Here is a 12036-nt window from a genome sequence, read left to right on the forward strand (position 1 = left end):
TTGACCGCATGAGCAACCTTGACCGTGCGCCCGTGCCGAGCGTGTGCGGCGGGCGCGGATTCGTCGTCGCCGAGCCCGTCCGTGAGCTGCTGAGCCCCCGCCGGGTGAAGCTCGGCGAGTCGACCGAGGTGCGCCGGCTGCTGCCGAACCTGGGCCGGCGCATGATCGGCGCCTGGGCCTTCGTCGACCACTACGGCCCCGACGACATCGCCGACGAACCCGGGATGCAGGTCCCGCCGCACCCGCACATGGGTCTGCAGACCGTCAGCTGGCTGCACGAGGGCGAGGTGCTGCACCGCGACTCCACGGGCAGCCTCCAGACCATCCGCCCCCGGGAACTCGGCCTCATGACCTCGGGCCGCGCGATCAGCCACTCCGAGGAGAGCCCGAAGTCCCACGCCCGCTTCCTGCACGGCGCCCAGCTCTGGGTGGCCCTGCCCGACGCCCACCGCCACACCGAGCCCCACTTCGAACACCACGCGGCCCTGCCCACGGTCACCGCACCCGGCCTCACCGCCACCCTCGTCCTCGGCGAACTCGACGGCTCCCGCTCCCCCGGGACGACGTACACCCCGATCGTGGGCGCCGACCTCGCCCTCGCCCAGGGCACGGACGTACGCCTGCCGCTCGTCCCCGACTTCGAGTACGGCGTCCTGTCGATGTCCGGCGAGGTCCACGTCGACGGCGTCCCGGTCCTCCCGGGCTCCCTCCTCTACCTCGGCTGCGGCCGCACCGAACTTCCCCTGCGCGCCGAGTCCGACGCCGGCCTGATGCTCCTCGGCGGCGAGCCCTTCGAGGAGGAGCTGATCATGTGGTGGAACTTCGTCGGCCGCACCCAGGAGGAGATCGAGCAGGCCCGGGAGGACTGGGCGAGCGGCACCCGTTTCGGCACGGTGACGGGCTACGCCGGAGCACCGCTCCCCGCCCCCGCCCTCCCGGAGACTCGACTGAAACCCCGCGGAAGGGTGCGCTGACCCAGGAAAAGCCAATCGGAGACTGACCGGTGCGGTGTGCTGTGCCAGGCGCAGCGCCTGGAACTCCAGCGCCAGATGGTTCACAGCCATCTCCAGGACGTGGCGCTCCTCAGTCCCGGCGTGAGGGCGTATCCGGTGAAATCCACCGTGTGCCACAAGGAGCCGCCGGAGAGTGTGATCAGGTGGTGGAACGCCGGCCGGTGTGCCGACCGCGGGAGGAGCGAAGCCGATGTCCGCGAACTCGCGCGGGCCGTCCTGTCGTCTTCTCACCGTCATCAATAAACACCGTGTGGGGAACGAAGCCTGTTCGTCCCGTCTGCAGATCCCGACCGGGGCACGGCGTACACCGCGCTCGCACCGTCCTGCGCACGATGGCGTCCCATTGACCACGTCGGCAGGTCCCAAGACGATCCCGCAAGGAAGGGGGCGGACGCCGCCGTCGGTTACTGCGCGCCGCCGGGTGTGACCAGGAGACCACCGACGAAGGTGTGGGTGGGGGTCAGGTCACGCAGGGTATCGCCGGGGCAGCGGGCGGGATCCTGGTCCCAGACGGTCAGGTCGGCGAGGCGGCCCGGGGTGAGGGTGCCACGCAGACCCTCCTCACCGCTCAGACGTGCCGCGTTGACCGTGTGCAGGGTCACCGCCTCGTCATGGCTGATCGCGTGTTCGGGGCCCTTGACGCCGATGACGGTCTGCCTCGTCGTCATGCCCCACACGGAGCGCATCGCGCCGAACTGGCCGACGGGGAAGTCGGAGCCCGCGCTGACCTGAGCGCCCAGGTCGATCCAGCTGCGGGCCGGGAAGAGGCGGGCGACTCGTTCCGGGCCCCAGAAGCCCTCCTCCACCTCGGCGGTGTCGTGGAGGAGGGGCTGCTGGATGGTGACGGGAATGCCGAGGGCGACGGCTCGGGCGCGTTGCTCGGGGCCGGCGAGGCCGCCGTGCTCCATCACCAGCGTGCCGGCGGGCAGGCCGGGGTTGCGCCGAAGCACGCGTTCGTAGACGTCGAGGAGGGTGCGGACGGCCCGGTCGCCGTAGGCGTGCGTGCCGACCCGCCAACCGCGCCGGACCACCGCCTCGACCGCCTCGACCAGTGCGTCCGGTTCCCAGATCAGCATGCCGGAGAAGGAGTGGTCGCAGGCGTACGGCTCCTCGGTGGCGCCGGCCTCCAGGCCGCCGTCGAGGCCGAACTTGACCCCCCAGACCGACAGCCACGGGTCGGAGTCGTGGTGCCACTGCTCCATGGTGTCGAGCAGGTCCTCCACCTGGGCCGCGCTGGTCATGCCGAGCGCTGAGATCAGCGCCCGTACCCGGGTGTGGAGGGCGCCCGCCTTCCGGGCGGCCAGGTACACGGCGTAGTCCTCGGGGGTGACCGCGCAGTCCCGGACGGTGCCGATGCCGGTGGCGGCGTAGTCGCGGGAGGCCAGGCGCAGCCCCTCGATGCGCCGGGCCCGGTCGGGGGCCGGGACCAGGTGTTCCACCAGGTGCAGCGCGTTGTCGATCAGCCGGCCGTCCAGCTTGCCGTCGGCGTCGCGGCCGATGGTGCCGCCGGGCGGTACCGGGGTGTCCTCGGTGATGCCGGCGAGACGCAGCGCGTAGGTGTTGACGACGTCGTTGTGGCCGCCGCGCTTGACCAGGACGGGGTGCTTGTCGGTGGCCGTGTCGAGTTCGGCCGCCGTGGGCATGCGACGCTCGGCGAGGTTGAGTTCCTGCCAGTTGGTGGTGGTGCGGATCCATTCGCCGTCGGGGGTGACGGCGGCCCGCTGCCGGATCAGCTCCAGGAACTCGGGGATGGTGCGGGCCTGGTGGACGGGGACGTCCTGGGCGCCGAGCCCGGCGAAGACGAGGTGGGTGTGGGTGTCGTCGAAGGCGGGCAGTACCGTGGCGCCGGGCAGGTCGTGAACCTCGGTGCCCGCGCCCACCCGGTGGTCCAGGCCGTGCGGGTCGGCGGACACGGCCATGATCCGGTCGCCACGCACGGCCAGGGCCCGCTGCGGGGCCTGGCCGGGCACCAGGGTGTGCACCGCGCCGGCGCGGATCAGCAGGTCGGCGGTGTGGTCGGTCATCGTCTTCTCCCTCGGTTCGCAGCGTTTCGAAGGTCTCGCTGACAAGACAGTTGTACGAACCGATCGGCACTTCGCCGCCATATTCGGATCAGATGCGCAGGAAGTGCGTCATGCTTTGGGTTGGATATGCAGATCATGCGCCAGCCACGATCCGCCTCGCGCCGACCGCACTTGCGCGCGACGAGCATGCGCCGGGCCGGCGAGCCTCTTCCACGGTTGCCCGGACACCCGCAATGCCCTCCGGCCGCGCGACGCGTCCGCTATCGAACCCTCCGGTCCCTCATCGCTGCGGCTGAGGGAAGACCACGCGGAGGGTCTGGACTCGCCTGTTCCGGCGGAGCATGAGCCAGGCGAGGGTCGGCGGACAGGGGTCGGGGATTCCGACGGGGTTGGTGACGTCCATCTCCCAGATGGTGACGGTGCGGCTGGCCACCACATGCCGCAGATGCTGGGTCACGCCCTTCTCCCGGTTCCTTCGCATCGCCGGGATGGGATGGCAGCGTTCGCCTGGCGGGCGCAGGACGCCGACCAATTCGGTCTCCGCCGGCCACAGCTCCAGGATCTCCCTGGGCTGATGGCCGCGCCGGGCGCCCTCCAGCGTGGCCTCGGCCTCCTGGCGACTGTCCTCGGCGAGCCGGGAGGCGTCGTCGTGAACGTGTGCAGCGGTCGTGAGCAGTACGTGGGCGAGCTTGGCCCGGGCCTGGTTGAGGCGGCTGCGCACCGTACCGACCGGGATCTCGCAGGCGTGGGCGATCTCCTGGTAGGAGGTGATTCCGCTGAAGTGGCGCAGCAGAAGCACCAGCCGCAGCGGCTCCGGCAGTTGCTCCAGCGCGTCCCAGATCCAGTCGCGCATCGCGTGCTGGTCCACGACCCGCTCGGGATGCGAGAAATACGGAGGATACGCGTCACAGGACGGCCCGATCCCGTGCGTCTGCAAGAAGTCGAGGCCGTCCAGGCCCGGTGTCTCCCGGCCGGCGCGCAGTCGCATGCGGGAGCTGTTGCGCACGATCGCCCGCAGCCACGCGCCTACGGCCGCGGGGTCCCGGACGTCGCCGATGCGGCGCAGCGCCGTCAGCGCGGCGTCCTGCACCGCGTCCTCCGCGTCGGGTCCGTAGCCGAGCAGGCTCAGCGCCACCGCCCGCATCGGGGCCTGGTGGCGGGCCAGCAGCAGGCCGAGCGCCGCAGCCTCACCGGTCTGGGCCCTGCGGGTGAGTTCCTCGTCCGTGGGCTGGTTGAGGGCTGTCATGGTGGGCGAACGCCTCCGTGGCGATGTGGTTCGCGCCCACGGGGCTTCGGCGGCGGCCGGCCGAGGTTCCTGGGCGTGCCTGTGCTGCATCATGCACCGGTCAGGGCGGCTCTGGCAGCCAGTTGCCGTGGAAACCGGCCGGGACAGCAGCCAGCCCTCGTCCTCGCTGGCATGGCGGCCGCCGGGCGTCTTGTGCAGGCGGCTGGTAGCGGCCATGAGGTCGTGCTTGGCGATGCCGTCGCCGGAGACCGTGTACAGGTAGCGGTGGGTGCGCCCGGCGAGGGCCTCGTTGTGGGTGGGGGAACTCGGCCTCGCGATCGTCGAGTCGGGTCTCGGTGACGCGACCGGCTGCCGGATCCAGGGTCCAGCGGTGCAGGAGGGACGGAGTTCGGGGGCGGCTCGGTTCCTTCGCAGCGGCCGGCCCGGCGGCGCCGCCGGTACCGGACCATGCGTGCCGGAAGCCCGCGGGGTCGTGGCGCACGGCGTCCAGCACGATCCGGCCGTGGGCGTCCTCGTACGCGTTGCCGACGTGGCAGACGTAGCAGTCGTCGATGTCGTACCGGCGCACGTCTGTGCTGCCGTGCGTGCGGGACATGATCCCGAGCCGGGCGCCATGGCCCTCGTCCCTTGGGACGCGCGGTCATCGCCGTCCTCAGCCGCCCACCGAAGTCGTACGGCCCCACGGTCTCCAGCGCGCCGGTGATCCAGTAGGACAGGCCCGCCTCCCACAAAGCCAGCACCATGCCCGCGTGCCGGATCACATGCGTGTTGGCGGGCGTCGCCGCCAGGTCGACGGTGAGGTCCTCGCGGATCGGCGCGTCCGCCGCACAGCCTGATGCCGTGCAGCATGCCGGAGCCGGTGAACCAGTGCCCGCCGACCTCACCGGGCAGCGGGTTGAGGCCGTTGCGTAGATAACGGCCGTCCAATTCGGGCGGCAGCGAGCCCCGCACGGGGTGAGACCGGCCTCGGCGGGCTTGGAGACGTACACGGCGTGGCTGCCACTTGTCTCGGCGCCGCCCCGTCGGCGGGCAGGTCGGCGGCGAAGGACTCGGCGAACTTCTCCCGGTCCAGGAGGAGGAAACCGTCTCGGGGCGGCAGGGTCGGCGGAACGGGCGCGCCGGGCGGCGGATCGGCGATCAGGGCGTTGACGGATTCGTCCTCGTCGGGCGCGAACGCCGTGACGTACACCAGCGCGCTCACCTTCTCGTGGTTGCCCGCCTCGGAGAGGGTGGGTTTCTGGACGACGGTGACGGTGTGGCCGTCGGCGGCTTCAGTGCTTATGTCTGCACGCTCCTTGGGCCTCGGACTACAGCGGCTAATGAGGTACGGCGGTGGCCGTCGCCTGGGTGGCCTGCAGCCGTGCCTGGGCGCGGGCGGGATGGACCTTCGTGAAGACGGCGGGGCCCACGAGGCCGACGACATGGGCCACGATGCCCACCCAGGCCGGGGCGTCCACGGCGCCCGCGACGGCCAGGCTGACGCCGGTGAACGTGAAGCCGGCGCCCCAGGCGGCGGCGATGTGGTTGTTGACCCGGATGAACTCCGGCATGTCCCAGTACTCACGCGGCGTCTGGCGCTTGGCGATGCCCAGCGTGAAGGGGCGGCGGATCACCAGCGTCCCCCAGGCCGTGGCCGCGAGCCAGGCGAAGGAGAGGACGTCGGTGTGATGGGCCAGCGATGAATCAGGCCTGGCCACAGCTACGGCACCGACCACGGCGAAGTACACGAGGGTGCTGGCCTCCAGGACCAGGGCGTCGAGATCGACTCCACGACGGCGGTCTTGGAGCAGGAGCAGCAGCCCCGAGGCGAAACCGCTGACCGCACCCCAGCGCCAGTCCACGAAGCCCGACACGAAACCGGCGACGATCCAGGGGATGAATCCGCGAAAATAACCCATGAGGTCTTCCTTGCTGAGCCAGAACGAATGTGGTCGACGCGGACTGGATGCAGCGCGGGCAGGGAAGTTCGAAACCCGACATGTGATGCCGATCACAGAGGTCCGGCCGGCTTCGTGTTGGGCGTCCGCAGGGAGGAATTCGGCCCAGTGCGGTCGGCGGGCGGCCGATGTGCGCCTCGCGGGGCGGCGTTGAGCGGTCAGGTTTCGGGAAACGGCACGGCGCGGCCGCACGCGTCCGGCCAGGGCCCGGTGGTGTGCCCAGGCGTCCAGGAAGGCGTTGGCGGCGCTGCAGTGGCTCTGTTTGGGAGAGCCCGGCAGACCCGTGCCGGAGGAGAACAGCACCTTCGGGCGCGCCCCGGTACCGGAGAGTCACGAGCCGACACAGGCTGCTGAAACCGCAGCGCGTGTCAGGCTGCCGCCCCTCTCTCCAGACTCCTGACATCCCCCTCAGTGCCTGACCGGCTTGACCTTCGTGTCGACGCCGTGCACGCGCACGGTGACATACCGGCGGTCTCGCGCGCGGTCAGCCACGATCTCGTACGAGGTGACTTTCCCGTTCTGCCACGCGCAGCTGACCTCGTAGCCGCCACGGGCGCGGAGCCCGGTGAAGGAGCCCTGGGCCTTCCAGCCGTCGGGCAGGGCGGGCAGCAGGTGGATGACGCCGTCGTGGCTCTGTACGAGCATCTCCGCCACGGCGCCCGCGATGCCGAAGTTGCCGTCCATCTGGAAGGGCGGGTGGTTGCAGAACAGGTTGGGCAGGGTGTTGTAGGTCAGCAGTCCACGCAGCATGATCTGGGCGCGGTGGCCGTCACCGAGGCGGGCGAAGAGGGCGGCCCGCCAGGGCCAGGTCCATGAGCGGCGGCTGTCGCCGGACACCGTCGCGGCGGTGAAGGGGACGCCTTCCTTCTCGCCGCACCGCGCCTTGAGCGAGACGAGGGCGGCTGCCGCGAAGTCGGGTGTCTGCGGGGTGATCTGACGGCCGGGGTAGACCGCGAAGAGGTGCGAGGTGTGGCGGTGGATGTCGGTGGGGCTGTCGATGTCCTCCTGCCATTCCTGCAGCTGACCCCACTTGCCTATCTTGTTCGGCGCGAGGCGCGCCTGCATGTCCGCGACCTTGGCCCGGTAGGCGGGGTCGGCCTTGAGGACCGCCTCGCAGTCGAGGTAGTTCTGGAACAGGTCCCAGATGATCTGCTGGTCGTACATGACGCCGTCCTCGCGCGGCCCGTGCTCGGGGGACCAGCCGTTCGGTGCGACGAGGAGTCCGTCCTCGCGCTCCTTGAGGTGGTCCTCCCAGAACTGGCAGATCTCCTTGATCATCGGGTGCGCGACGGTGCGGAGGTAGTCCAGGTCCTGGGTGAACGCCCAGTGCTCGTAGAGGTGTTGGGCGTACCAGGCGCTCGCGACGGTGTTCCACTCCCAGGCGTTGCCGCCGAAGACGCTCTGGCTGGTGCGGGCGGTCCAGCCGCGTGTGTCCTTGCCGAAGGCGTTGCGTGTGGCCACCCGGCTGGGCACGGCGACCTGCTTGATGAACTCCACGAGCGCCTCGTGGCACTCCGGCAGGTTCGTGGTCTCCGCTCCCCAGTAGTTCATCTGGATGTTGATGTTCGTGTGGTAATCGGAGGCCCAGGCGGGCGCGTTGCTGTCGTTCCACAGGCCCTGGAGGTTGGCGGGCAGGCCGTCCGGGCGGGAGGAACTGATCAGCAGGTACCGGCCGTAGTCGAACATCGCCTGTTCAAGCGTCGGATCGTCGCCGCCCGCCGCGTAGCGCGCCAGCCGGGCGTGGGTCGGCAGGGCGACGACGGCGTCCTCGGAGGTGCCCCAGTCGACGGAGACCCGGTTCATGAGGGCGCGTATCTCGGCGGTGTGCTCGTCGCGCAGCGCGCCGTAGGACCGCTTGGCCGCCCTGTCGAGGGCCCTGTCGACGGCCGCCTGCGGATCGGCTCCGCGCCATCCGGCGGCGGCGTCGAGCCGGTAGTCGGTGCGGGCGTCGAGCAGCAGGGTGAGCGTCGTGCAGCCGGTGAACCTGAGCGCCTGCCCGTCGGCGCTCAGGGTGCCGTCGGTGTGCACGACCCTGACGGTGCTCGCGTGCTTGAGGCCGTTGCCCATGACACCTCGGAAGGCGATCCGCCGGGCGCCGGGGTCGACGGTCGTCGGGGCTCCGTCCTGTGCGGACGTCAGAGAGATCGTTCCGGAGAGTCCCCGCGCGCGCTCCGACGTGTACCGGAAGACCATGACGTCCGCGGAGCGGCTCGCGAAGGCCTCCCGCCGAAAACGCTGCCCCGGTGTGCCGAAGCGGGTGGTATGGACACCTTTGACGAAGTCCAGGGCGCGTCGGTAGTCGACGAACGTGCGCTGCGTGCGGGTGTCGAACTCCGCGCCCTCCAGGGCTACTTCCGCGATCTGGAAGCCGGTGGACGCCTCACCGGGGGTGAACGTGAGCCGGTAGGTGCGGTAGGCCGTGGTGTTGGTGATCCGGAAGGTCCGGGTCTGGCCGCGCCCGGCGAAGGGCGCCGCGGGGTTCTGCGTGTCGAGCGTCACCCACGCCTGCCCGTCCGGCGAGGCCTGGAACGTCCACCGCCGGGGGTCGTCCCGCGGCCGGTCCGGGGCCGCCGTCAGGGCGTACGAGGTGACGGCGACCGCGCTGGACAGGTCGGCCTGCCAGACGACCGCCTTCGCGGCGCCGCCGACCCGCCAGACCGTGGCGGGATCGCGGTCCACCGAACGGGAGATGCCCGTGTCCCGGGAACCGGTCCCGCCGCCGGATCCCCTGGAGTGCCCGCTCGGTGAAGACAGGTACACCGAACCGCCGCCGCCGAGGTCGACGCCCGACAAACCGATCTCGCTCACCTGGAAATGACTGACCCCGGCCTTGGGGACGAAGTCGAACCGGTAGAAGCGGTACGACCCGCTGTCGGCACAGGTGAATTCCTTCGTCTGGAAACGGCTTTCGAAGGGTGCCGTCAAAGTACGGCTGTCCAGCGTGGTCCAGGTGGTGCCGTCGGCGGAACCGGAGAGCGTCCACTGCTGCGGATCGCGCTGCGGCACGTCGTCGGCACTGGTCAGCCGGTAGGACGTGACCGCGACGGGGTCGGGCAGCTCGACCTGCCACCGCACCGTCGAACCGGGCCCCTCGATGCACCACTTGGTGCTCGACGTGCCGTCGTACGACTTGTCGAGACCCTCCGACGAGGAGGAGCTGTACGGGCCTCCCGGGGCCGTGACCTTGGGCCGGGACCCGTGGGATCCGAAGGCTACGACGACGTCACCGAAGTTCCGGTACGAACCGAAGCCGGTCATGCTGGTGTCGAAAGCGCTGTCCGGCTGACCGGCGAGGGCGTTGTCGTAGTTGTTGACCCCGCCCCACAGGCTCTGCTCGTTGAACTGGATGCGCTCCTCGTAGGGGTCGGCGAAGAGCATGGCACCGAGTCGGCCGTTGCCGATCGGCAGAGCCTGCGACTGCCAGTCCGTGGCGGGGACGGCGTACTTCAGCGCCTTACGCGACAGGGCGGGCCACTGTAAGGCCGTCGGCCCCTCACCGTCGGCGGCGACGGCCTGCCCCGTGAAGGGGCCGCCGGCCAGTTGGCCGGCGAGCGGTGCGAGGGCGAGGGCGCCGCCGAACTTGAGAACGCTTCTTCGCTGCGGTTCGGACGCACGGGTCACGACAGATCTCCAAGCCGGTGGTCGGTTCTTCTTTCGGAGGGAAGCGCGGCCTCAGCTGAAGGCAGCACCATCATCACCAAGCGATAGATGGGATGTCTATAGGGATGAAGCGCAATGATGCCGAGCCTGCCCGGCACATCCTGTACCGAGAGGTCACATACATAGGATGTGTGCGCAAAAGCGATCGCTGCCGCCTGACAGGTCGGTGACCGCGCACCGGTCGGATGTCAGAGGGCGCCCGTCGGAGCCGATGTCGGCGGCTGCGGCTTCACCAGTCCGCTCCGGTAGGCGATGACCACGAGTTGGGCGCGGTCGCGGGCGTCCAGCTTGGTCATGGCCCGTTGGATGTGGCTGCGCACGGTCAGCGGGCTGAGGACGAGCCGGTCGGCGATCTGGGCGTTGGACCTGCCGTGCGCGGCCAGCGTCACGACCTCGCGTTCGCGGTCGGTCAGCAACTTGACGGCGTCGGGGATGAGCAGGTCGTCGGTGTCCGGGGCGGCCAGGAAGCGGGTGATGAGGGCCCGGGTCGCGGTGGGTGACAGAAGGGCCTCGCCGGCCGCGACCGTGCGGATGCCCGACAGCAGGACGTCGGGGCTGACGCCCTTGCCGAGGAAGCCGCTCGCGCCGGCGCGCAGGGCCCTGGCGACGTTCACGTCGTTCTCGAAGGTGGTGAGGACGAGGATGTGGGTGTCGGTCAGCTCTGGCCGGGAGCAGATCGCGGCGGTGGCCGCGACGCCGTCGAGGTGCGGCATCCGGATGTCCATGACGACCACGTCGGGCCGGTGCGCCTCGGTGAGTTCGACGGCCTCCCGCCCGTCGGCGGCCTCCGCGATCACCGTCAGGTCGTCGGTCGAGTCGATGAGGATGCGGAAGGTGGCCCGGAGCAGGGCCTGGTCGTCGGCGAGCAGGACACGGACGGTCATGGGTCGGGGCTTTCGTCGCGGCGGTCGGGGGACGTGTCGAGCGGCAGGGCGCAGACCACCTGGAAGCCGCCGCGGCTGCGGTGGCCCGCGTGGAAGGTGCCGCCCGCCGAGGTGGCGCGCTCGCGCATGCTGATCAGGCCGAACCCGCCTCCCGGGCCGGACGGCACGGGAGTACGGTCGACGGCGGTGTCGTTGGTGACCGTCAGGGTCAGCCGCCGGGGCGTGAAAGCCAGCCGCACCTCGGCGGTGCGCCCGGCGCCGTGCTTGGTGACGTTGGTGAGTGCTTCCTGGAGGATCCGGTAGGCCGTCAGATCGAGTACGGGGGTGAGCGGACGGCGCTCCCCCTCGACCGTGACGGCGACCTCGAGGCCGGCCGCCGCACAGGAGTCGACCAGGTCGGGCAGCCGGTCCAGTCCCGGCGCGGGGGCCAGGTCGTCGGCGGGGTCGGTGTCCTGCCGTAGCAGACCCACCGTGGCCTTGAGTTCGCGCAGGGCGGCGGCCGTCGTCTCCGGGAGCCTGTCGATGATCTCCTGTGCCTGGTCGGGCCGGGTCCGCACGAGGTGCTTCACTGCTCCGGCCTGGGCATCCGCCAGGGTCAGGTGGTGGGCGACCACGTCGTGCAGTTCGCGCGCGATGCGCATCCGCTCCTGGACGACCCGGTGACGTGCCTCCTCCTCACGCTGCCGGTCGGCGTGCTCGGCGCGGGCAACGGCGTACTCCCGGCGCACCCGCCGGTAGCCGCCGAGGGCCGCGCAGAGCAGGATCCACGCCGTGGGGTTGACGACGGCGAAGACCACGGAGTCGAGGAAGGAGGGGAAGAGCAGGCCGCCGAACACCACGCAACCGGTGACGACCAGGGCGCTGTTCCACCCGGTGCGCCGGGGCGTGCGCAGACTCGTCTCGTACTGCGCGACCAGCAGCGGGCCCATCAGCAGGGGCGTCAGGAGGTAGCCCAGGGCGCCCACCGTGATCGCGCACAGCGCGGTGACGGCGAGGACGGGCAGGGGGTGGTTCCGCCGCCGCTTCAGGGCGGCGCAGGCGAGCGCGGACAGGGCGATGCCGGGCCACAGGGCCAGGGGGCCGGAGGCCAGGGCCCGGGTGACCAGGACGCCGGAGACGGTGACGGCGAACAGCAGGACCAGGACCGCGAGGTCCAGAGCCTTCGGGTGGGCCGCCGCCCGGTGCCGCCAGCTGTTGCTCATCACGCTCCGAAACACTTCAGGGAACAGCCATGCTCACACATCGCGTGGGCCGCGGCGCCATGGTGTCCGG

8 protein-coding genes and 3 pseudogenes are annotated in these 12036 nt (G+C 70.8%); 1 reads left to right on the top strand and 10 read right to left on the bottom strand.

What is annotated here, in order from left to right:
• Positions 1-8: 8 nt before the first annotated feature.
• Positions 9-974 (top strand): pirin family protein, encoded by a 966-nt coding sequence (locus tag ABZ464_RS28345; RefSeq protein WP_359280997.1) that lies wholly within the window; start codon positions 9-11, stop codon positions 972-974.
• Between the two features lie 443 nt (positions 975-1417).
• Here the strand turns inward: ABZ464_RS28345 and ABZ464_RS28350 are convergent, their stop codons facing one another.
• The 10 genes and pseudogenes from ABZ464_RS28350 to ABZ464_RS28395 all read right to left on the bottom strand — a co-directional run bounded on the left by ABZ464_RS28350 (position 1418) and on the right by ABZ464_RS28395 (position 11966).
• A complete protein-coding gene (locus tag ABZ464_RS28350) occupies positions 1418-3037 on the bottom strand; it encodes an amidohydrolase (RefSeq protein WP_359281000.1) in 1620 nt (539 codons plus the stop codon).
• A gap of 280 nt (positions 3038-3317) precedes the next feature.
• Entirely contained in the window at positions 3318-4283 is a 966-nt protein-coding gene (locus ABZ464_RS28355) for a sigma-70 family RNA polymerase sigma factor (RefSeq protein WP_359281103.1), read from the bottom strand.
• Positions 4284-4383: 100 nt separating this feature from the next.
• On the bottom strand, positions 4384-4878 hold the full coding sequence (locus tag ABZ464_RS28360; protein WP_359281106.1) for a carotenoid oxygenase family protein: 495 nt from the start codon (positions 4876-4878) through the stop codon (positions 4384-4386).
• 91 nt (positions 4879-4969) lie between these two features.
• A pseudogene (locus tag ABZ464_RS28365) lies at positions 4970-5026 on the bottom strand (hypothetical protein); the annotation flags it as partial.
• Between the two features lie 79 nt (positions 5027-5105).
• A pseudogene (locus ABZ464_RS28370) lies at positions 5106-5234 on the bottom strand (carotenoid oxygenase family protein); the annotation flags it as partial.
• 365 nt (positions 5235-5599) lie between these two features.
• Positions 5600-6181, bottom strand: a complete 582-nt coding sequence (locus ABZ464_RS28375) for a hypothetical protein (RefSeq protein ID WP_359281109.1) — start codon at positions 6179-6181, stop codon at positions 5600-5602.
• Positions 6182-6427: 246 nt separating this feature from the next.
• Positions 6428-6523, bottom strand: a pseudogene (locus ABZ464_RS28380) (KR domain-containing protein); the annotation flags it as partial.
• 105 nt (positions 6524-6628) lie between these two features.
• On the bottom strand, positions 6629-9841 hold the full coding sequence (locus tag ABZ464_RS28385) for a glycoside hydrolase N-terminal domain-containing protein (protein WP_359281003.1): 3213 nt from the start codon (positions 9839-9841) through the stop codon (positions 6629-6631).
• 227 nt (positions 9842-10068) lie between these two features.
• Positions 10069-10764, bottom strand: coding sequence for a response regulator transcription factor (locus ABZ464_RS28390; RefSeq protein WP_359281004.1), 696 nt, complete (start codon positions 10762-10764; stop codon positions 10069-10071).
• Complete coding sequence (locus ABZ464_RS28395; protein WP_359281007.1) at positions 10761-11966, bottom strand: sensor histidine kinase; 1206 nt, start codon at positions 11964-11966, stop codon at positions 10761-10763. The genes ABZ464_RS28390 and ABZ464_RS28395 overlap by 4 nt, the downstream gene beginning before the upstream one ends.
• Positions 11967-12036: the final 70 nt, after the last annotated feature.

It is taken from the genome of Streptomyces sp. NPDC005820 (assembly GCF_040630255.1).
Taxonomy (GTDB): domain Bacteria; phylum Actinomycetota; class Actinomycetes; order Streptomycetales; family Streptomycetaceae; genus Streptomyces.